The organism is Streptomyces sp. DSM 40868 (assembly GCF_011820545.1).
Taxonomy (GTDB): domain Bacteria; phylum Actinomycetota; class Actinomycetes; order Streptomycetales; family Streptomycetaceae; genus Streptomyces; species Streptomyces eurythermus.
The window spans coordinates 26,310-47,959 of the sequence record NZ_CP050504.1; the positions used below are offsets into that span (position 1 = coordinate 26,310).

The following is a 21,650-nucleotide window of genomic DNA, read 5'->3' on the forward strand; positions in this document are numbered from 1 at the left end:
CCGATGGCGGGCGGAGACATTGGCTCATGGGAAACTGGGCCGAAAAGTAGGTGCTCGCGTGCCCGGGCGGCGAGGCGTCGCGGCACTCCGATCGCCCGAGGTGTGCCGAGCCCGCCGGGTCCTGGCGGGTGCCTCGGTGAGCTTCCACTAACTTGCAGGTAAAAGGGCTGGTGCAACGGTCTTTCGGGCTGTTCGTGCCGGTCGTGGGCGGGAGTCGCGGAGTAGATCACCCGTCAGCGGTTGACTTCGAGGTTGGTCAGGACGAGCAGGACGCGCGTCGCGCGAGCGGGATCGGTACGGAGCTTGGTGAGGATCCGCCAGTTCTTGAGGTGGGCGAAGCCGTGTTCGAGCGGTGCGCGACCGTCGGCGAGGTCGCGGTTGGCGGTCTTCTGGCCGTGGGTGAGCTTGTGGGTGCGGCTGGCGGTGAATCCGGTGACATCACGGGGTTGAGTACGTCGTTGTCCGAGCCGCGGAAGCCGAGGTCCGCCAGCGCCCCGAGGCCGGCGGCACGCAGGTGGGCCAGGATGTGGTCGTGGCGGGCGGCGGTGTTGTCATGGGTGCGGCGGGGCCGGGCGGCAGATATCCAGATCAGCCGGCCTCTCTCGTCGGTCAAGGCGAGGAAGTGCAGGCCGTGATGGCGGTGTTTACCGGAGCAGTTCCGCCGGTCGGCCTTTCCGGTGCGGCGCTGGGTGGGGATGAGGGTGCCGTCGATCAGGACCACCTCCCCGCCCTGCCTGGCGACCTTCTTCAAGGCGCTGTCCAGGCGCGGTGCCTGGGCGGCGAGCAGGCGATCAGCTCGTCACGCCAGCGTCGGACGGTGGACTCGGACACGTTGTTGCCGCCGGCCAAGTCGGCCAGGCGCTGGTTGTGACGCAGGACAGCCAGGACGATCACAGCGATCTTCCCGGGCGGCAGGATCCGCCACCTGGACCGTATCGCCTTCAGGTGACGCCGCAGCAGATGCTCCACTCGGTGGAGCCCATCGAGTGGACTCCACCAGGTGGGCGGTGCCCAGCATCGTCGCTACAGCCAAGGGGCGGAGTGCCGCGCGCGGCACAGGGCGCGGGCATCGCGGCGCGCGGCCGCGCCCTGTTCCGGCTCTGGCGGGAGCGAGACCGGCGCGACTGCCCGGCGGCCGGCGCTCGGCTTCCTGGAGTCACGGGGTGCTCACCTGACTCCTCCTGTGCTTCGGCCCGGTGTGTGCTGCTGGGTGCCGGGCTGCTGGGTGTGCGGCAGCGGGGCCGCCACCGCAGGCTGCGGTCGGGAGCCAGGGGCGAGGAGGGCACGCTCCCGAGCGCCTTCCAGGACTCTGGCGAGAGCGGCTTCGGCGAGCATCCGACGGGTCTCATTCACCGTGTCGACGTCAGTCGTCTACTCCGGGGCACGGCCGGCCGGTCGGTCCGTGCCGCCCACGGCCTGGGCCCGTGCCCTGAGCGCGTCGGCGGCGAGGCGGGCCCGCTCGTACGGCGGCACGGTCCGCTTGCGGGTCAGCGGGCGCAGCACGGCCTGGTCCTCGGTGTCGCGGGGGTAGAGGGCGCGCAGGTCGGCGGTCATCATCCGGCCGCGCCCGACGGGGCGGGTGTAGTCGTCGACGACGGTCTGCACGACTTGTTCGTCCAGGCCGGGCTGGTGGGGCCGGCCGCGCTGGACGTAGGAGAGGTGGCGGCGGGCTTCGGCGAGCAGGTGGTGGCGTTTGAAGGCGCCGCGCATCACGTACACCACGGCGACGACGTCGACGGCCGCCAGCACGGTGTCGACCACCGGCCGCACCCGCGCCCATACCGCTGCAGCTGCCGCCCGCGCCCGCTCGGCGAGCCGGTCGATGACGTCGGCGCCGTAGGCCCGGATCGCCGAGTCCCGCCATCGCTTGCGCAGTTCGGTCAGCGACAGCTGCTCGGTGCGCTTGGGCGGGCGGGTCTGGTCGGCGGCCTGGCAGGCCAGCGCGTAGCCGGCCTTCTCCCCCGGCGCGTGCCCCTGCTGTTCCTCGTACCTGGCCGTCAGGACGGGCAGCGCGTCCTCGATCTGCTGGCGGCGGGTCGACTGCCAGCCGATGAGCCGCCGGTCGATACCCGCGATGGCCATGACGGGCCGGCGGCCCGGGGTCACCTCGCGCGGCTCCCACGCCCACCCGAGCCGGGCCGTCACCTCCTCCATGAAATGGAGGGAGTAGAGGGTGTCGGCGGCGACGATGTGGGCTATCAGCGAGTCCGCGGACAGGTTGCCCCACTTCCCGTCGTGCGGCCGCCGGGCCCGGATCGACACCACCGCGTGCGCGTGGAGCAGGGGCCTGGATTCCGTGGCTCTGGACTCGTAGTGCCTGAAGACCGCGACGATCAGCCCGTCCTTGACCCGGGCCCGCTGCTTGCCGCCGGCCTTCGAGCGGATCTGCGCGACCGACTCCTCCAGCCACGCCAGGGTCTTGTCGCGGGCGACGTCGTCGCACCGCTCCAGCACCAGGCGGTGCTCGTCGTCCATCAGGGCCCACGCGAGGTGGGCCGTCGGCGGGGGCCGGAAGACCAGGTCGAAGGCCAGCCAGGGGGTTCGTTCCTTGGCCTTGTCGGTCTTGGGTGAGCGGTTGTGCTCGATGGGCCTGCCGAGCACGGTCGCCCGCCGCGCCTGCGCCGGGCTCTTGCCCTGCGCCAGGAGCTCGCGCTCGATCCGGTCGGCGTCCGGGTGCCGGCCCTCCCCCAAGAGCAGCTCGGCCTGCCGCTCGGTCACCACATCCCCGGACCTGAGACCGAGCGCGGCCAAGCCCCGGCCCTTCCACACACCAGGCGGGACACCGGCCTCGTCCTGGGCGGCGCGCAGCGGCGTGCCCGCCCGGCGGTGGCCGTCACCGACCATCACGCCACGGAAGAGGTAGCGCACCCCGTGCCCCGGGCGCATACTCGACATGCTGATCATCGGCCCATGGAACCCGGGCGCTGACCTGCGCAGAAGCGTGATCCGGGGTGCTTCCCGCCGGGCGGGAGGGCATCACCAGATCTTTACCGCAGCGCCCGTCAGGCGGGCCGCCGGGCCAGCCCGAGACGGTAAGCCCCCGGTGTGTGCACAGTCCGCCGTATGAATAGCGAACTGCTCCACGGAGACCTGTGCCCGCTGTGCTGCCGGCCCCTCACGCTGCGCTTCTCAGCTGCTCTATGGCTGGCTTCGTCGTGCCGTACGCAACCAGTAGGTGGCAGCTCCCCATACCGCGAGGAGTAGTACGAGCAGTCCCCAACCGCCAGCGTTTCCCTTGACGATGAGAATGACGCCCAGTAGCACGCCGATCACTGTGAAGATCGTGCCGAATTGCCACCATTGTCTGATGCCGGCCTTCTGTTCACTGGTCCAACCGAGAGGCACAGTTGCTCCTATCTGGCATCCGGACACTGCTCTTCGTCTACCCGGCTGTCTTAACCCGATACGAGGTTCGAAGCAGCCTGACTCGCTCCCCACGCGCCGGCGAAGCACACTGCTTGTCCTCCAATAGCAGAGGCGCCCCCAGTTACTGGTGCCCCACCGAGCATCACCGACTCGCACAAGGACCCGACGGCTGCGCCCGCTACGAAGCCAGCCACGTCCCCCCACAGACCCTGTGTGTTTCCCTGGAACAGGTGGGCACCTGCCTGAATCACATCTCCTGCTGTGCCAAGCACGTCCCAGGCAGACAGCCCTGTGGGGTCTGTGCCATTCACGGGATCGCCCGCCGCATAGAGGTAGGGGTTCTGTTCTTGGCCGCTGGGGTCGGGTTGGGTGAAGCGGCCGAGGTCGGGGTCGTAGTAGCGGGCGCCCATCTTGTACAGACCCGTCGGGTCGAGATAGGCGCTGGTGTAGCGGAAGGGCTGCTGGGTGCCGGAGTTGGTGCGCGGCTCGCCGTAGGGCCCGTAGGTGTACGTCGCGGTGCGCTCACTCGGTGGGCTCCACTCGGTGGAATGGAGCCGGGCGTCACCCGGTGCGCACCACCGCACCGGCTGCGCGCCATCGGGTCCACTCAGTGGCCGGCCTCCGGGCCGCGGTGCGGTCCGGGCTGCTGTGGGCGGTGCGCCTGCTGGTCGTCCGGGCGCACCGCGTCGGCGTCGGCTGGTGCGGTGTGGCGGTTCGCGCGGGCGCGGGAGTCGTTGACCATCTTGGTGGCCGCCTCCTGGATGCGGCGCAGTCGGTCGGCGGTGAGATCGAGGGCTTCCATGTCCGTGCGGGATTCCCGCAGGGCGCAGCGCCGTCATGTCGATCGCCTCTGGGCGCCCGGCCTCTGGCTCCTGGTCGTCGTGCTCGGGGTCGGCCGGCTCGGGCGCGAGCAGCTGCTCGGGCATCGCCGCCTGCTGGTGGGTGACGACGTCGTACGCCCGGCCCCGCACGGCGGTGGCGGTGGTGGTGCGCAGCTTCTCGCGCAGCACCGCACCGGCGAGGGCGGCACGGTCGTGCTGGAGCGGGATGCGGGGTATTTCCCACTCCCCCGCGTCCTGGCCGGGTGGCCGGAGCGCAGCCGGCTCGCGGGGATCGGCCGGGGGTTGCCGGTCCGGGTCGGGCGCGGGTGTGGGTGGGCGGGGCCGGGCGGGGAGGTCGGCCAGGTCCCACCGGGCGGTGTAGAGGCGGTAGTCCGCCAGCAGGCCGATCGTGGTTGTCGGCTCGGTGATGTCCAGGCAGTGGGTGGAGATGGCGACGGCCACGATCTCCTCGTCCAGGCCGGGGTCGCGGCGGCGGCCGAGCAGGACCAGGGCGAGGTAGCGGCGGGCTTCGGCGAGCAGGTGCCGGCGGTGGAAGCGGCCGCCCTCGTTCATCACGAACACCGTCGCGGTGACGTCGACGGCCGCCAAGGCGACATCGACCGTGGCCGTGACGCGGGCCCGGATCGCGGCTGCGGCGCGGGCGTGCTCGAGGAGGGAGGTGATGACGTCGGCGGCGACCTTGGAGGTGAGGATCGCGCTCACCTTCCACCAGGCGCGCAGCTGCGCGAGCGGCTGGGTCTTCTGCTTGGGCGGGCGGGTCTTGCGGGCGGCGATCTGGTTCATCTTGGCGCGGGCCCGCTCGGAGACCACGGGCAGGAAGAGCGGCTCGCCGTCGTCGTCGACGGCGGTGACGTATTCGTGCTCCGGCTCGGCCAGGCAGGCGGCGATCTGGTCGCTGCGCCGGGAGGTCCAGCGGATCAGCTCGTGCGGCACCCCCGCAATCTCCATCACCGGCCGGCGCCCCGGGGTGACGATGCGCGGCTCGGTCGCCAGCCCCAGCGCCTCGCAGACCTCCGCGGCCACCAGCTCGTTGTAGAGCGCGGAGGCCGCGACCGTGTTCTCGTGCAGGGCCGTGGTGTGGATCGAGCCCCACTTCCCGTCCAGGCGCTGCCCCTTAACCGACAGCAGCAGATGGTCATGCAGCAAGGGGCGGCCGGAGCGCGCCTCGTAGTGGCGGAAGCGGGCGGCGACCAGACCGCCGGGCGGCCTCACCCGGTAGATGCCGTCCTTGCCGTACCGGATCACGGCGACCTCGTCCTCGATCCACTCCAGCACCCGCTCGATCGCCTGCTCGTGCGCGGCCTCGATCACCCGACGGGTCTCCTCATCCCCGAACGCCCATAGGAGGTAGATCGTCGGCTGCGGCCGGAACACGAAGTCGACACCGGTCACCGTCACGTGGCGTCCGAGGGCGCCGGCCTTGAACGCCTTCTTCGCCGATTCGCCCTTGGCGAGCCGGTCGGCCTCGATCCGGTCTGCGTACGGGTGCCGGCCCCGCTCGCCGAACAGGTTCCGCAGCTGCGCCTCGGTGACCTCCTCACCCGCCGTCAGTCCGAGCACGGCAAGTCCCCGGCCCATCCAACGGCCGACCGGGACACCGGCTTGCTCCTGGGCGGCGCGCAGCGGTGTGCGCGCCGGGCGACGGCCGTCGCCGACGACGGTCTCGCGCAGGTAGTAGCGGTACATCTGCCCGGCCCGGATCACCCTGATATCCACTGTCATGCAGACCACGCCACACGGTTGTGACCTGCAAGGAAAGGCCGATCGGCGGTACGTCCCGCCAGGCGGGAGCAGCGGCCGAACTTTCTTTGCCGCGTCCCGCCGGGCGGGACGCGGCCCCGGTCGGACGCGAATGTCATCGCTCTCCGGCAGCACGCACACCACGACCCGAACGGCACCAACAAGCACCACTGAGCATCATCCAGCGCCAAGGAACGACACCACCAACGAGCACCGCCTACAGCAGCCCCCGGCACCCGCCGGGGGCTTCGTCGTGCTGCCCGGAGGAGCCCACCGTGCCCACCTTCGAGGCCCTCCCCCGCTTCATCTCCGACCTGGACCGCCTCACCCCAGAACAGCGCCGCCGATTCCGCCGCACCGTGGCGGCCTTCGTCGAGGACCTGCGCACCGGCAGCTTCCGCGCCGGCCTCCGCGTGAAGCGCATCCAGCGAGCACCGGGCGTCTACGAACTGACCTGGTCCATGGGCACCGGCCCCGCAGGACGCGCGACGTGGGAGTACGGGCCCGCGTGCCGCCCCGGCACACCGCACATCATCTGGCGCCGCATTGGCACCCACGACATCCTCAACGGCCCCGGACCATGGGAGCGGTGGGCACGGCCGGTCACCCGCTGGCGGGCTCGACACCCGCGCCGAAGGGTGGGACGTCGGTGACGGCGATGTCCAGCCCGGATCCGGGCGAAGCGCACCGGGTGCCGCCACGCGCCGCGCTCCAGAGCCGTGTCCACCGTGATCTCGGCCACCAACACGGGTTCGACCAGCACGACGTCGAGCGGCGTGCGCGACCCCCAGGAGGTCGTGAACCGCACACCCTTCCAGGGGTGCCGAGGTCCTGCCGGTGTCAGCCGGTCGGCCAGGTCGCGTGCAGCGTCCGGCCGCAGCGGCGTACTGCGGCCGACCGGCCGGAGCGTCCCGGCCGCGTCAAGGCGGCCCAGCACGAGCGTCTGCGGCCGGCGCACGGTCCCGGTGATGGCGCCGACCACCGCCTCGGTGGAGTCCCGGCGGCGCACCTTGTAGAGCGCGCGGGCTCCCGGCAGATACCGCTGGCCGCTCCCCCGGATCACCAGCCCTTCGACGCCGGGCACCTGCGTCCAGGACGTCAGCCACTCCTGCGCCGTCGCCAGGTCGGTCGTCTCCGGGCAGAGCGTCCACGGGGCACTCAGCCGGTGGTCGGTGAACAGCCGCTCCAGCCGCGCGCGCCGCTCGCCGTACGGGACGTGCAGCAGCGCTTGGCCGTCGATCTGAAGGACGTCGAAGGCGATGAAGTGCGCCGGCGCCTCGGCAGCAAGACGGGCGGCGGTCCGGCCGCCGGAGACCGCGCGCCTCTGGAGCGCCTCGAACGACATCTTCTCCTCGGCCCACACGACCAGCTCACCGTCGAAGACCAGGCCGTCGGGCAGGCGCGCGGCAGCGGCCACGAGGTCCGGGAAGCGGCTCTGCAGGAGGCTGCCGCGGCGGGACTGCACCAGCAGCGGGCCGGGCGCCGGCCACGGCGTGAAGACGATCGCACGGTAGCCGTCGAACTTCGGCTGGAACCGAAGCTCCCCGGGCAGCGCGCCCAACGCGGGCACCGTGTCGCGGGCCTGGGCCAGCATCGGTTCCACCGGCGGCCGAAGCACCATGTGTCCGGTCTACGGGCAGCCCGGTGCCCCCGCGACCGGAGGCGGCCAACGGTGTCACGGGCGTCATCATGTGATCAGCGCGCATGACCATGCGCGGTCACATCTCGTTGGGCGGGACATGAAGCCGACTGGTGAGCCGGGCAAGGTGGGGGCGCTGGCGGAGGAGGCCGTCGTCGCGGCGTGCACGCTGGCCGACGCCGCCGATCCTTCACGGTGGAGTGCGGGCGCGGTGGAGGATGTGGCCGCCGCCCTCGAGGTCCTGGCCGGTGCGCTCGCCCAGCTCGTGTCCGCGCCGGCCATGGCGGGGCTGCTGGGCACCACGCGGAGGTTTGGGATGTATGCGAAGGCGTCGTCGTCGTAGCCGTCGCCGATCCGGTACCGGGCGGGCAGAGCAACCTCGTCGAGGATGGCGTTGCCATACAGCAAGTCCATCGCCGTCTTCTTGCCCTGAGGGCGGTCTCGTCGTAGCCGAGGACGAGCGCGCAGGACATGTTGCTGTCGAGGTCGAACGTCTCTCAGCGCCGCGCAGCGCTGCCGTCAGATCGCTGGGGTAGTCTTTTTGTCCGCTGACAACGGCTGACGCCCACCCGGATTGCTGGGCACTGGTGAACGGGCCCGCCACGGTGGGCTGTGCCCTGACCTTCGCGGATTTCTTCTTCCTACCCGGGATGGCGACGGGTGTTCATGGGCGGCTCTGGTGTCCACCACGGTGATCGCAGGCACGGGCAGCGGCGGCCCTGGCATACCTCCTACCGGTTGCGGCGCCGGTTGATCACGATCGGTATGACGACGCAGAGGATGGCCACGATGAACAGGAGGACACCGAGCGTTCCTCCGGGAGTCACCTCTGTACGTGCGAATTCCATCAGCTGCCCTCTCCCTTACCGCCGGGACGCTTGTTGCGGAATGACAGGTAGACCAGCAGGCAGACGGCATCGGCGACGGCAACCACGATCAGCAGTGGATACGCGGCACCGAGCCCTCCTTTCGCCCACAGGAGTACGGACAAGGCGTAGGCGACCAGGGAGGCGAGGGTGACGATCAGGGCGTTTCTGCGGATTGCCTGCCTGCTGCCGTACAGATTCTCGAAGGTTCGTCCCACTGTGTCTCCTTGGCGGACGGGCGGCCACCCGGTGGTGGCCGCCCGTCGTTCATGACTTCAAGACTGTGTTCGAGGTCCAGTCGCCCACGGCGGTGCTCGCGTAACCGCACCCTGCTTCGACGGCCACTGCTCCGGCGCCTGCGGTGGGTGCTCCGGCGACGCCGGCCACGAACTGGCAAGCGGACTCGACCACGCTGCCGGCCGCGATACCGGAAGCCTGGGCTACCAGAGCGTCCGTGTCGCCCTGTGCGGCGCTGGAGACGGCGTCGTAGACCTCCTCTTGCCGTCGTCGATGGCGTCGGCCAGGCTGTAGAGCCCGTTGGGGTCGATGCGGTTGACGGGGTCGCCTTCGGCGTAGAGGTAAGGGTTCTTCTCCTGGCCGGAGGGGTCGGGCTGGGTGAAGCGACCGATGTTGGGGTCGTAGTAGCGGGCCTTGAGGTGGTAGAGGCCGGTGGGGTCCTGGTAGTTGCCGGCGAACCGGTAGGGCTGGTCGACCGGCTCGCTGGACTGGGCCAGCAGACGGACGCCGCGGGGGCTGTAGGTGTAGGTGTCGACCTCGTTGCCGTCTACGTCCACCAGACCGATCACCGAGCCGATCGCGTCGGTGAGGTAGTGGTAGCTCTTGCCCCCGGTCGTCATGGAGTTCAATGTGCCCCCGGGCTCGCGGTTGAAGCCCATGTCGACCCGCCCGTCGACTTCGCCGACAGGCCGAGCGGGCCGTTGTGGAAGTACGTGTCACCGAGCCGGATGCGTTCGCTCTGGTCGGTGGAACCGTACTGGCCCGCGTAGGTCTTGTCGTTGACGGTGATGGACGACATCTGGGAGTGGTCGGTCCACGTCTCGCCGGTGCGCAGGTAGTCGTCGCTGGAGGCGCCGGCGGTCTCGTTGCCGACCGGGTCGTAGGACCAGGTGCCGCTGGTGCCGGACTTCGACGTGAGCTGCTGGGCGTCGTTGTAGGTGTAGGTGGTGGTGCGGGGGCAGCCTTGGTCAGTGCCCTGGGAGGTGAGGTTGCCGGCGAGGTCGTAGCAGTACTGCCAGGAGTCGACGACGCTTCCGGCCTTGACCTCACTGGCGTAGGAGAAGCGGCCCGCGCCGTCGTAGGTGTAGGTGCGCTTGCGGCCGGTGACGTTGTCCGTCATGGTGCGGATCTTGCTGCCGTCGGTGGCGTTGTTCGTGCCGTAGCCGTAGGTGTAGTCCAGGTCGACCAGGGTTCCCTGGTCGGAGGTCACCTTGATGTTCTTCGGCCGGCTGGAGTTGTCCGGGTCGACCTTCTGGACCGTGCCGCCGGGGTAGGTGGTCGTGGTACGCACGTCGTTTTTGTTGTACTGGTACGTCGTCACCCGGCCCTGCGGGTCCTTCAGCTCGGTGAGCTTGTTGACCTCGTTCCAGGTGTAGTCGGTCTTGCCCGCCGGGTCCTGGGGCACCCAGCACCCAGCACCCAGCACACCCTGGACGGCGCCGCCATGGCCAAGCCGCCCGATCACTCACCCTGACGCAGCGGTTCGTGCACTCAGGGGCCGGTCCCCCAGCCGGTGCGTGATCCGGGCTGCTGCAGGTGCAGCAGCCCGGCCGTAATCGAGGGCCTCCACGTCGGCGCGGGACTTCCGCAGGGCCCGCAGTCTGGCTACGAACTTGATCGCCCGGACAAGTCCTGGGTGATGCGGGCGACGAGGGCGGTGGCGTTGTCCGCGTACGGGCCGTGCAGTTCGTGCGCGCGCCGGACGGCGTCGTCGACCAGGCGCTCGGCGGCGGCGTGCGGAGTGCCGGTGAGGTATCCGGCCAGGTCGCGGCCGGCGCCCTCGTGGGGTTCACAGGCGCCGTCGGAGGCGAGCAGCAGCAGCCAGCCCGGCCGGGCCGGGCCGGGCCGCGCAGATACTCGATGGTCGGGTGGCCCCAGAGGCGTTAGGTCTCCTCGTCGCTGCGTGCTTCCCCGAGGCAGGCGGTGATCAGGTTGCGGTCCCCGCCGACGCACGCCCGGCGGGCGTTGTGGTCTTCGGTCAGCCGGCGCAGGTGTCCGTCGAGGAGGAGGTAGGCGCGGGCGTCGCCGGACCAGGCGACCGAAAGGAGGCGGCCGGGGACGTGGATCGCGACGACGGCCGCCGCGCAGGGCAGGTCGTGGCCGGCGGTGCGGGCGGGGTCGGCGGCGTAGTGGCCGTACTCGGCGCGCAGGCCGGCCTCGGCGTCCGCGTGTCCGGCGGCCGCGGGGGCCAGGCGCAGGGCGGCGGTGCGGGTCCAGGAGCGGACGGCCGGGGTGTTGCCGACGCCGTCGAGCAGGGCGTAGGGGCGGGTGCCGTCCGGCGCCGTGCACACAGCGGTCGCGTCGCACTGGAAGGCCCGGTCACCAGGCCGCTGGGCGGTGGCGTACGACGTCACGGCCAGGCCTCGCGGTGCGGCCGCGCAGTCCGTCCGCCTGCTCGGGCGCGCCGGCGGGTCCGGCCTCCCCGGCCCTTTGTATAGGTGCCATGCACCTCATCGTTGACACCGGGTCTTAAGCAGGGCTGATAACGGCCGGATGCGGCGTGTGCTGCCGACGCCCCCGCTCTGAGCGCCCCTCACCTGGATGCTTGCACCGCGGGCGGATCTCTGTAAGCATTTACTACATGACAGGAAGCAGGGCTCGACTGCTCGCGGCAGCCGCCGAGGAGTTCGCCCAGTACGGCCTGAGAGGCACACGCATCCAAGCGATCGTCGACCGGGCCGGCGTCAATGAGCGAATGATCTATCACCACTTCGGCAGCAAAGAGGGCCTCTACAAGGCCGCCCTCGAAGACCAGATGAAGGCACTGCACGACGCCTGGCATCCGGCCCTGCAGCGAGCCGTGACCCTGCCGCCCTACGAAGGCATGGCGATGGCGCTGACCGCCCTCGGCGACGCCCTGGCCAGCCTGCCCTCTCTGGTGGGCCTCTGGCTCCATGAATCCCTCAACGACTGGCAGACCCTGCCCATCCCGTCGACCGACGCCCTCCCCACCGAGCTGCGGAAGCTCTACGAGCGCGGACAGGAGGAAGGAGTGTTCCGCCAGGACTGCCCCTTCGAGATAGCTCACGGGGTCGCCATGAGCGCGCTCATCGGTAGCGCGATCCTGGGCCCGCGCGGGGACGCCCTGATCAGCCGTCAGACCGCCGGACTCGGCGTGGAGAAGATCCGTGAGCTGACGCTCGGACAGCTTCTGGACGGCATGACCGGCCCCTCGGCGGCAAGCGTCTAGCGCCCGCCGGACACCGCTGGGGTCGCGAGGCGACCGCGCCCCCAGCGATCACCGGCCGACCCCGTCACTTCACCCCACTGTCAGGACCATGCATCCTCGCACCCTCTATGCAGTAAACATTTACCGCACTTTAGCGGCGTGGAAGGAGATCGCGCGATGAGCGCTTCCACGCAAGTCAACGAGACAGCCGGCGATCGTCTTCCGCCCCGGCTGATCAGCCTCATGGTCACGGTGGCCCTCGGGTCGATCATGATGCAGATGGACGCCACGATGACCAACATCGCCTACAACACGTTGCTGAAGGAGTTCGACACCACCCTGCTCACCATCCAGTGGGTCACCACCGGCTACCTCCTGGCGATGGCCGCCGTCATGGCGATCTCCGGCTGGGCCATGGAGCGCTTCGGCGCCCGGACCATGTGGATCACCAGCATCACCCTCTTCCTCGTCGGGTCCGTGCTGTGCGGTGCCGCCTGGGACGCCCACAGCCTCATCGCGTTCCGGGTCATCCAGGGTCTCGGCGGCGGCATGGTGCTGCCGCTCGGCATGGCGGTCCTCGCGCAGGAGGCCGGGCCGGGCCGGCTGGGCCGGGTGATGGGCGTCCTGGGCATTCCCTCCGCCCTCGGGCCGGTGCTCGGCCCGGTGGTGGGCGGCGCCATCGTGGACGACTGGAACTGGCGGTGGATCTTCTTCATCAACGTGCCGGTGTGCGTCGCCGCCATCGTGATCGCCTGGCGGACCATGCCCTCGCGCAAGTCACCGACCGCCGGACGCCTGGACGTCCCGGGTCTGCTGCTGCTCTCCCCCGCCTGCGCCGTGGCGGTGTTCGGACTCACCCAGGCCAGCAAGTACGGGTCGTTCGCGGACCGTCATACGGTCATTCCGCTGGCCATCGGGCTCGCGCTGCTCGCCGCGTTCGCGGTGCACGCGCTGCGCACCGAGAATCCCATCCTGGACCTGCGGCTGCTCAAGGTCCGCAGCTTCCTGTCCTCGTCGGCCGTGCTGTTCTTCGCGAGCGTGGCGCTGTTCGGCGCGGTGGGTGTGCTGCCGCTCTACTTCCAGCAGGTGCGCCACCACAGCGCGCTGGAGGCCGGTCTGCTGCTCGCCCCGCAGGGCGTCGGCATGGCCGTGTCACTGCTCGTCGTCGGCAAGGTCGCGGACAAGACCTCGCCGCGGCTGCTCGTCATCGGCGGGCTCGCCCTCACCGCCGTCGGTGCGCTGGTGTGCACCCAGCTCGCCGCGGACACCCATGTCGTCCTCCTCGGCGCCGCGCTCGCGCTCAGCGGTGCCGGCACCGGCATGGTGATGGCACCCGCCATGGCCGGGGCGATCCGGGACATCCCGGGGCCGGTGATCCCCCGGGCCAGCGCGGCGAACCGGATCATCATGCAGATCGGCTCCTCGTTCGGCTCGGCCGTGCTGATCCTCGTGGCCCAGAACCGTATGGACCATCTGATCGAGACGAGGGACCTCACACCCGACAGCCTGGCCGGTGCCTACGGCATCACCTTCTGGTGGGTCATCGGGTTCGTGGTCGTGTCCGTCCTGCTCGCCCTGCTCATCCCGTCCCGCAAGCCGACACAGCACCAGCACGCCGGGGAAGCGTCGGTCCCCGTCCTCTGACCGGAAGGGAGGGGCGTGTCCACCCCCGTCGCGCCCCTCCCTTCCTCTCTCCTCCGCGCCGCTCCCCCGCGCGACCGGCTGTCGGACTCCGATGCCGGTGGGGGGACTCGGCGCTGCGAGGAGGAGCGAAGGAGCGAGGGCGGTCATGGGCCAAGGGGTCGAGGAGGTCGCGGTGCCGGAACGGACAGGGGCGGGACGGAGGGCGGTGGGGCGGTCAGCGGTCGGAGCGGGCTGCGGGCACCGTCATCAGACGGTTGTCCCCGGCGAGGATGGCGCGCCGCAGCTCCTGCAGCGCACGGCCGGGCTCCAGGCCCAGTTCGTCCTTGAGGGTCCGGCGCGCCGCCTGATAGACCTTCAGTGCGTCGGCCTGCCGTTCCGACCGGTACAGCGCCAGCATCAGCTGACGGTAGAAGGTCTCGCGCATCGGGTTCTCGGCGGTGAGCGCGTAGAGCGTGCCCACGGTCTCCCGGTGGCGCCCGACATGGAGCCGGCACTCGGCGAGCATCTCCTGGCATTCCAGGCGGGTTTCGGTGAGCCAGGTCGAGAATCCGTCGATGATCGGGCCGTTGGCGTCCCGGCCGTTGCCTCCGGGTCCCAGGAGCGGTCCTCGCCACAGGTCGAGGGCTCGCTCGAAGCACCGCGTGGCCTCTTCGTAGCGGCCCTGCCGGAGGAGGGTCCGTCCCTCCTCGACGCGTCGGGGGAAGACATGAGCGTCGATCTCGTCGTCGCCGATGTGCAGCACATAGCCCGGGGCGCGGGTCTCGACGGGGCTGGTGGAGCGGCCGGGCCGCTTGAGGAACTTGCGCAACTGCGAGATGTACACATGAAGTCCCGCGGTGGCCCGGCGGGGCAGGTCCTCGCCCCAGATCTCCCCCATCAACTGCTCCGAGGAGACGACCTGTTCGGCCCTGATGAGCAGGACCGAGAAGAGGATCTCCACTTTGCGGGCATTCACAGATGAACACCGGGTCCCGTCCGCGACGCGGAGCGGACCAAGCATTTCGTACCTCATCGTCCGTTGCCTCCAAGCGTTTCCATCGGGCGGGCCACCCGCTCCAGAGCCTGCGAGAGGGCGTCGGCCACGCCTTGCCGGTGGACGTCCAGGTAGAAGTGACCACCGTGCTTCAACGCCGATGCGGTCGTCGCCGTACGCCGGGCCGCACCCGAACTGCACACCGCGCTCACCCACGAGAAGACGCCGATCACGGGCAAGGAAGCGGCGCGGTACGGCACCTCGCTGAACGTCTCCCGATTCCTCGCCACCCCGAATGCGGTCCGCGACTGGCACACCGCCGGTCTGAAGGTCTACACCTGGGCCGCGAACTGGCCGCCGGCATGGGAGAAGGCGAAGGCCGCCGACGTGGACGCGGTGCTCACCGACCGCGTGGAGCCGTACAAGGAGTGGGCCCGCACCGCGTGCGGCCCGACGGCGACAGCGGCACCGTACCTCCGAACAGTCCGAAAACCCGCTGCCGTCAGCATTTTTCGGGGCTGGTGGGCTGCCAGGAGCAGAGTCTTCCGGCAGCCCACCTCTGTCCCCCCCCCTGCGCGCGGTGGCCACAGGCGCGGACCGGCGCTCGACCCCGCCCGGAGCGGCACACGCCCGTTGGCGGCAGACGGCTGGGGCCGGACACAGCAGTGCCTCCGGCCCCAGCCGGCCAGCCACAACCACCTGCCGGACGGCCTGCCTGACGGCGAGGAGCGACGTCTGGAGGCTTCCGCCGGCCGCGGGCCCACGAAGCCAACGAACGGCTGAGGGGCGTCAGGCTCGGCGCGACACCAAGAGACCCGCTCACCGTGCGGGCGACCGTCCACGGCGCCGACCGCCCCCGGTGATGCCTCCAGCACCCCCGCCCGGGGATCCGTTCCGGCCGGCATCGGGCCCAGCCCCGGGCATCACCGGGCCCAGCCCAGCACCCAAAAAAAGGGGGCAATGGGTTGCCCAGGGGCGGGACTCCCGCATGCTCGGAGCGCCGGCCTCGGTGTCGTGGCCGCGCAGGGTGACGAGCCGGACCGGCAGTGGGGGCATCCGCAGCGGTCCGGGGCCCCGGCCCGCGACGGCACCGGCCCGCCGGGGGCCGGCCGAGGGTGATGTGCGAGCCCCTCCGGCTGCCCGGCGGCATCCGCCAGAGGACTTCGTCGTGCTGCCCGGAGAACACCGTGCCCGCGCCGGCTGGGGATTTCATGCCTTCTAGGGCGGAGGGGCGCCGGATACTATCCGGCTGGCCCCATGGATCCGGGCGCACGGGGCGGCCAGGATCGCGTCATGCGATTCAGGGACGCCTTCGACTCCTCCAGCCCGTCTGATTCCTCGGCCATGTCCGTGACACGGCGGCGGCTGCTCGCCCGCGCGGGCGCCTTGGCCGTGGTGGGGGCAGCCCCGGCTCTGGGCCCGGCCGCCCGCGCGTCCGCCGCGCCGGCCGCCTCCACCGGGCCCGTACGGCTCGAACTCCCCCGCCCCACCGGGCCGCATCCGATCGGTGTCACCGAACTGCACCTGGTGGACCGCACACGTCGTGGCCCCTGGTGGGCGGGCGAGGCCGCGTCCGGGTTCAGGGAACTCATGGTGAGCCTGTGGTATCCCGCCGACCGCGCCACAGCCGAAGACGGACCCCGGGCGCCGTACATGCGTGCCGGCGCGGCCGCGGTCTTCGCGGCGGGCGCGGCGAAGATCCTCCAGGTGGAGCAGGGGGCGGTCGACTGGGCCGGCTTCGTCACCCACGCCCGCATGGGCGTGGCCGCACTGTCCCGGGGCGGGCGGCTGCCCGTGGTGCTGTACTCGCCGGGCATGTACAACGAGCGCACGCTGGACACCACCGCCGTGGAGGAGTTGGCGAGCCACGGCTATGCGGTGATCACCATCGATCCCGTCCACGAGGCACACGCGGTCGCATTCCCCGACGGCCGCGTCGTCCAGCCCGCGCCCGGGCTCGCTGCCATCGAGGGGGGCGCCGAGCGGTCCAGGGCCGCGCTCGAGGTCAGGGTCGCCGACATCCCGTTCGTCCTGGACCAGCTCGCCGTGCTCGCCCGCGGCGGCAACCCCGACGCCGGAAAGCGGCCACTGCCACGCGGCCTCGGGCAGGTGCTGGACCTCACGCGTACCGGGATGTTCGGGCATTCGCTCGGCGGGATGACGACCGCCGAAGCCATGCGCGTGGACGGCCGTGTCCGTGCCGGCGTCAACCTCGACGGCCCCCTCGGCTACGACTGGACCGACCCCGAACAGCTCCTGCCCATCGCCCGCACCGGGCTCAACCGGCCGTTCCTGCAGATGGGAGCATGGCTCCCGGTGCCCTCCGGCAGGCTGCCCCACACCCACGAACACTCCCCGTCCTGGCAGACGATGTGGCACAACTCCACCGGCTGGAAACGTGACCTGTGGACCGAGACGGCCGAACACAACTCCTTCACCGACTACCAGACCATCCTGCCCGCCCTCGCCGAACAGCTCACACTGCCACAAGGACTGCCGGCCCGGATGACCGGCACCGTCGACCCAGCCCGGTTCACCACCAGCCGCCGCGCCTACCTCACCGCCTTCTTCGACCAGCACCTACGCGGCCGCCACCAGCCACTACTGGACGGCCCCTCCCCCCTCCACCCGGACATACAGTTCATCGACTGACACGTCCTCTCATCCGGTGAGTCCGCGGCAGCAGATAAGGCTGCGGGCAAGGGCGGTGAAGACGAGGAAATGACCGGCCCTGCGTTCATAACGGCAGTGCAGGCCCCGGCAGCCACCCGGCCAGGACATCATGCGCTCGATCACCCAGCGACGCCCGCCCAGCCGGGCGGAGGACGCGATGGCACCACCCACACACCCGCCGACCAAACCGCCGACAACTCCCCCGGCCGCCTCGCCCAGCCACTTGAGGCCGGCGGACGACAGGGAAAGCCGGATGCGTAACTGTCGTGTATGTACCAGGACCGAGGACCGGCCAGCCCGATCCCGACCAGATCGTGCCGACGCGGGGAGCAGTGCTCCTGGTCGTACTCGGCGTCCTCTCAGGAGGACCATCCCCGCAGGCGCGCGGAGCAGATCCCCGACGCCGCCCGCGCGTTTCGCGCCGGCGATGTGCATGCTGTGCCGCAACGTGGTCGTTTTCCCTCCCACCTGCCACGCCTGGTGCTGCTGGCCGAACACATCGAGCAGATGCGCAACCGGCTCACCCCGCCCCCAGTGGCAGGCATTTTGGGGCCGCCAGGCCGCCGGACGCCCAGGCCCGCCGACAGGCCCGAGAACATCAGAACCACCTTGACGCGCCGGCCGCCGTGACCGCACACCTGTACGCGGAAAACCTCGCCCTGCGCAGGCGGCTCGGCCGACCGGCCATCGCGGCTCCACGTACGCCGGCCCCGTAGACGGACCCACTGGCAGGCCAGTCGGATACGGCCGCGGATGCCGGCCTCTCCGATGAGAAAGCCGCTGGGCAGCGGCGTCGTCGATAGAGTGTCCGCATGCCGTATGCGCCGATGCCGCTCCAACTCCACACCGACCGGCTGACGTTGCGTCCATGGACCGAGCCCGACATCGACGCCCATCGTGCGCTCGTCGCCGAACGGGGTGGCGGCATGCCGTCGATCGAGGACAACCGGCGGATGATCGAGGATCAGCGCGCTGCGTCGGCACGGACAGGGATTGCTCTGCTGCCCGTCATCCGCCGCGATGTAGGCGACTTCATCGGGTATTGCGGGCTCACTGTCGGTCGGGCTTCCGTTGACGAGCCGGAGATCGCCTACGAGCTGTTCCAGCGCGTGCACGGACAGGGCTATGCCACCGAGGCGGCGTCCGCGGTACTGGACGCGGCGATCGCGACTGGGCGGAAACGGCTCTGGTCGACGGTGCGTCCCTGGAACGCGCCATCGTTTCGCGTCCTCGAAAAGCTTGGGTTCCATCGCGACCACGTCTCGACCGAAGACAGTGGCGAACTGGTGTGGCTCACCCGTTCCCTGCCGTAGGAGACGCGCTGCGGTCAGTTCGATGTGGCTCCGCCGCATCGGAGGCGCCACCGCCGGGCCGGTTCTCCTCGGTTCCGGTCCCCTCGAATGGTTGGACCCCTGTCAAAGTTCGGGGGCGGCGGGCAGGATGATCGTCATGATCCGCGCCTTGGATGATGTCGCCTCGTTCCACGACCTGTTCGCCACACACCCTCGCCTGACGAACCTGGTCCTGGCGCCCGACGGAACGCGCTTGATCGCGTCCGTGCAGATCATCAACGACCAGGGAACCGGGCACGTTCGGCGGTTGTGGGAGGTGGACCCCTCGGGCGAGCGCGAGAGCCGCCCCGTGGCCCGGTCCGTGCCGGGTGACTTCGCTCCCGCTTTCGCTGCCGACGGCACACTGCTGTTCCTCTCCGGCCGCGAGAACACAGATTCCGCCGCTGAAAAGAGCGAGAGCCAGGGCGTGGGGCTGTGGGCACTGCCGGAGGGCGGCGAGGCCAGGCAGATCGCCCACCACCCGGGAGACATATCCTCCTTCGTCGCCGCCAAGGACGCCCGCACGGTCGCCTACACCGCTGATCTGCTGCCTGGCACGGTGAATGCCGCCGCATACGCCGAACTTCGCCGTGCGCGAGAGAGCGCCATGGTCAACGCGGTTCTGTACGAGGCGACCACACCGTGTGCCTTCGGCGCAGGCCACGGCCCTGACGAACCCCACACCTTCGTCCTGCACGCCGACGGGGAGCCGGTGAACGCCGGCAGTCAGGGTCTGGCCGGCATCGCAGACATGGCGCTCTCGCCGGACGGATCGCTGGTCGCCTACACGCGGGCCCCGACGGGCCGCGCTCCCGACACGAATGTCGTGACGGTTGCAGACGCGGCCACGGGCGTCGAGCGCCACACATTCTCCCGCCCCGGTCATCAGTACTACCGCCTGGCGTTCACGGCCGACGGCTCGGCGTTGGTCTGCCAGCGCCAGCGAGAGGAGACCTATGACACGCAGTGGCGAGTCACTCTGGTCGCGTTCGACCTGGCTTCGGGTGAAGAGACCGACCTCCTGCCGCAGTTCGACAACTGGCCGTGGCCGGGACGGGCGCTCCTCTCGCCGATCCGTGGGGACGCCACGCTGTGGTTCACCGGCGACGAGCGGGGCCACTGCCCGATCTTCCGCCGCGACGCGGACGGCACGATCACCCGCCTGACCGCCTCCGGCGCCTACGCCTCGCTCTGCGTGTCGCCCGATGGAACCACCCTCTATGCACTGCGCAGCACGATCGACAGCCCGCCTCGAGTGGTTCGGCTGGATGCCGTCACAGCCGATCAACACCCCGCCTTCCTCAGGGCACCCGGTGACCTCGACTCGCTTCCCGGCACGCTGGCCGAAGTGCACGTCGAGGCGGACGACGGTTTCCCGTTGCGCGCCTGGCTCGCGCTGCCCGAGGGCGCCTCGGCCGAGCGTCCAGCACCACTGATCATCGCCCCGCACGGTGGACCACAGATGTCCTGGAGTGCCTGGACGTGGTTGTGGAACCCATGGCCGTTCGCGGCGCGCGGCTACGCGGTGCTGTTACCGGATCCGGCACTGTCCACCGGCTACGGGCAACGCATGCAGGAGCGAGGCCGGGGCCAGTACGGGGGCCAGCCCTACCGTGATCTCATCGCGCTGACGGACGCGGCACTGGCCCGCGACGACCTCGACGCGACCCGGACCGGCCTCGTCGGCTGGTCCTACGGCGGCTACCTGGCCAACCGGGCCGCGACCCTCACCGACCGCTTCAAGGCGATCGTCACCCACGCCGGGATGTGGCACCTGGAAGCGTTCCAGATCGACACGGACATGCACGCATACTTCCGGAAGATCTTCGGCGACCCGCAGACGCAGCGCGAACGGTACGAAGCCAACTCACCACACCTCCACGCGGCGAAGGTGACTACACCGATACTGATCGTGCACGGCGGCAAGGACCACCGAGTCCCGATAGGCCAGGCACTGAGCCTGCACAGCGATCTGCAGCGGCTCGGTGCGCCCGTCAGCTTCTTGTACTTCCCGGAAGAGGGCCACGCCATCGGGGCGCCGAACCACATCCGCCTCATGTACGACACGGTGCTGAACTTCCTCGACCACCATGTCCTCGGACAGCAGTGGCAGCGCCCCCGCATGCTTTAACTGAACATCCTCACTGCTCCTGGCCGTCGTGCTCGAAGCCGGCCGCCTCGAACACGAGCAGCTGCCCGAACAGCGCCGCCTGCAGTACACCGGGCGACATCCGTACGCCCGCCCCCGCACGGCACTAGCCGTGGTGATGCGCAGCTCCTCCCGCACCACCGCACCGGCAAGGACGGCGCGTTCGCACTGGAGCAGTATGCGGGGTATCACCCACTCCCCCGCGTCCCGGCCCGGGGGCCGGGGCACAGCCGGCTGGAGGAGCCTACCGACCGACACGCTCCTGACGGAAGTACAAGGTGCGGGTCACGACCGCGGCCGTCATCACAGTCGTCACCGGCCCCCTCACCGCGCCCCGGACCATGCTGCTGGACCGCTAGAACGCAGCGGGCCGCCTTCAGTACACCAGGCGCACCACCACGCTGTCCCAGACCGCCGGCCACACCCTGACCGACGCACCGGCCCCACCGACAGGCGCGCACCCGTGGCAAGGGCGAACGTTCCCGGCGGGCCGGGAGGGCAGCGCACGCTCGATGAGGTGATGCTGGTCGAGCCCGAGGTGGTGATGAAGGTGGCCGTCGACATCGCCCGGGACAGCACCGGGAGACGGAGGCACCCCGTCCGCCCGCACCGCAACCGCACCAACGTCGACGTGACGCAGGTACCGCTGTCCGGCGAGGGATGGTACCTCGGTATGAACCGTCTCAGACCGTGACCGCCTCAACTACCGGCGGTGAGTTCCTGGCGCGGGTCGAGGTAGCAGCGCAGCCGGACGCCGGGCTGTCCGGGGTCCCGCGTGGTGCTCTCCGCTGTCACTGTCGCCCACCGGCCGGCGAGCATCCGCTGGAAAGCGAGGGCGGTTCATCGTCGGCGGCCGCGACGTCGACCACGACGAGCCCCGGCTCCCTGATGTGCATCTCGCTGACCGGGAGCACGTACAACACCACACCGCAACCCCCGCGAGGGTCCCGCCAACCCGATGGATTCACCCAGCCGGGTGCGGCTGGCGCCAGCCAGATCTCGTAGCCGGGGGGGACCATCC

15 protein-coding genes and 3 pseudogenes are annotated in these 21,650 nt (G+C 70.5%); 7 read left to right on the forward strand and 11 right to left on the reverse strand.

Annotation, left to right across the window (positions count from 1 at the left end; translation table 11 throughout):
- Positions 1 to 256: 256 nt before the first annotated feature.
- The 5 genes and pseudogenes from HB370_RS41480 to HB370_RS00160 all read right to left on the reverse strand — a co-directional run bounded on the left by HB370_RS41480 (position 257) and on the right by HB370_RS00160 (position 7,569).
- Complete coding sequence (locus tag HB370_RS41480; protein WP_244405290.1) at positions 257 to 751, reverse strand: transposase family protein; 495 nt, start codon at positions 749 to 751, stop codon at positions 257 to 259.
- Positions 748 to 969, reverse strand: coding sequence for a hypothetical protein (locus HB370_RS41485; protein WP_106980808.1), 222 nt, complete (start codon positions 967 to 969; stop codon positions 748 to 750). The genes HB370_RS41480 and HB370_RS41485 overlap by 4 nt, the downstream gene beginning before the upstream one ends.
- Positions 970 to 1,167: 198 nt before the next feature.
- Positions 1,168 to 2,844 (reverse strand): annotated as a pseudogene (gene mobF / locus HB370_RS00135) (MobF family relaxase).
- A gap of 551 nt (positions 2,845 to 3,395) precedes the next feature.
- The gene (gene mobF, locus HB370_RS41490) at positions 3,396 to 5,930 is read right to left on the reverse strand and encodes a MobF family relaxase (RefSeq protein WP_244405292.1); all 2,535 of its coding nucleotides are present in this window, start codon (positions 5,928 to 5,930) and stop codon (positions 3,396 to 3,398) included.
- Positions 5,931 to 6,390: 460 nt separating this feature from the next.
- The gene (locus HB370_RS00160) at positions 6,391 to 7,569 is read right to left on the reverse strand and encodes an ATP-dependent DNA ligase (protein WP_342451001.1); all 1,179 of its coding nucleotides are present in this window, start codon (positions 7,567 to 7,569) and stop codon (positions 6,391 to 6,393) included.
- A 118-nt stretch (positions 7,570 to 7,687) separates the two neighbouring features.
- Between HB370_RS00160 and HB370_RS00165 the strand changes: the two genes are divergently transcribed.
- Positions 7,688 to 7,930 (forward strand): hypothetical protein, encoded by a 243-nt coding sequence (locus tag HB370_RS00165; RefSeq protein ID WP_157855665.1) that lies wholly within the window; start codon positions 7,688 to 7,690, stop codon positions 7,928 to 7,930.
- Positions 7,931 to 8,434: 504 nt separating this feature from the next.
- On the opposite strand, the gene HB370_RS00170 is transcribed toward HB370_RS00165, so the two are convergent.
- The 3 genes and pseudogenes from HB370_RS00170 to HB370_RS41500 form a co-directional block, all read right to left on the reverse strand.
- Positions 8,435 to 8,671 (reverse strand): hypothetical protein, encoded by a 237-nt coding sequence (locus HB370_RS00170; RefSeq protein ID WP_030793486.1) that lies wholly within the window; start codon positions 8,669 to 8,671, stop codon positions 8,435 to 8,437.
- 306 nt (positions 8,672 to 8,977) lie between these two features.
- Positions 8,978 to 10,089, reverse strand: a pseudogene (locus HB370_RS00175) (RHS repeat-associated core domain-containing protein); the annotation flags it as partial.
- Between the two features lie 484 nt (positions 10,090 to 10,573).
- Positions 10,574 to 11,044: a hypothetical protein gene (locus HB370_RS41500; protein ID WP_051816175.1), complete on the reverse strand. Its 471-nt coding sequence runs from the start codon at positions 11,042 to 11,044 to the stop codon at positions 10,574 to 10,576.
- 227 nt (positions 11,045 to 11,271) lie between these two features.
- Here HB370_RS41500 and HB370_RS41300 point away from each other — a divergent pair, with 227 nt between their 5' ends.
- Positions 11,272 to 11,880, forward strand: coding sequence for a TetR/AcrR family transcriptional regulator (locus HB370_RS41300; RefSeq protein ID WP_078637801.1), 609 nt, complete (start codon positions 11,272 to 11,274; stop codon positions 11,878 to 11,880).
- A gap of 156 nt (positions 11,881 to 12,036) precedes the next feature.
- Positions 12,037 to 13,503, forward strand: coding sequence for an MDR family MFS transporter (locus HB370_RS00190; RefSeq protein WP_051816177.1), 1,467 nt, complete (start codon positions 12,037 to 12,039; stop codon positions 13,501 to 13,503).
- Between the two features lie 214 nt (positions 13,504 to 13,717).
- On the opposite strand, the gene HB370_RS00195 is transcribed toward HB370_RS00190, so the two are convergent.
- The gene (locus HB370_RS00195; RefSeq protein WP_030793503.1) at positions 13,718 to 14,515 is read right to left on the reverse strand and encodes an AfsR/SARP family transcriptional regulator; all 798 of its coding nucleotides are present in this window, start codon (positions 14,513 to 14,515) and stop codon (positions 13,718 to 13,720) included.
- A 1,254-nt stretch (positions 14,516 to 15,769) separates the two neighbouring features.
- On the opposite strand from HB370_RS00195, the gene HB370_RS00205 reads away from it, so the two are divergent.
- The gene (locus HB370_RS00205) at positions 15,770 to 17,128 is read left to right on the forward strand and encodes a lipase (protein ID WP_244405295.1); all 1,359 of its coding nucleotides are present in this window, start codon (positions 15,770 to 15,772) and stop codon (positions 17,126 to 17,128) included.
- A 9-nt stretch (positions 17,129 to 17,137) separates the two neighbouring features.
- Here the strand turns inward: HB370_RS00205 and HB370_RS41505 are convergent.
- A pseudogene (locus HB370_RS41505) lies at positions 17,138 to 17,308 on the reverse strand (IS5/IS1182 family transposase); the annotation flags it as partial.
- Between the two features lie 653 nt (positions 17,309 to 17,961).
- Between HB370_RS41505 and HB370_RS00210 the strand changes: the two are divergent.
- From HB370_RS00210 to HB370_RS41510, 3 genes are all read left to right on the forward strand, one after another.
- Entirely contained in the window at positions 17,962 to 18,462 is a 501-nt protein-coding gene (locus HB370_RS00210) for a GNAT family N-acetyltransferase (protein WP_030793509.1), read from the forward strand.
- Between the two features lie 127 nt (positions 18,463 to 18,589).
- On the forward strand, positions 18,590 to 20,611 hold the full coding sequence (locus tag HB370_RS00215; protein ID WP_342451002.1) for a S9 family peptidase: 2,022 nt from the start codon (positions 18,590 to 18,592) through the stop codon (positions 20,609 to 20,611).
- Positions 20,612 to 21,146: 535 nt separating this feature from the next.
- Positions 21,147 to 21,323 carry an ATP-dependent DNA ligase gene (locus tag HB370_RS41510; RefSeq protein WP_244405297.1) on the forward strand — a complete coding sequence of 59 codons (177 nt, stop codon included), beginning with the start codon at positions 21,147 to 21,149 and terminating at the stop codon, positions 21,321 to 21,323.
- 5 nt (positions 21,324 to 21,328) lie between these two features.
- On the opposite strand, the gene HB370_RS42415 is transcribed toward HB370_RS41510, so the two are convergent.
- A complete protein-coding gene (locus tag HB370_RS42415) occupies positions 21,329 to 21,424 on the reverse strand; it encodes a DUF6207 family protein (protein WP_280117718.1) in 96 nt (31 codons plus the stop codon).
- Positions 21,425 to 21,650 lie beyond the last annotated feature (226 nt).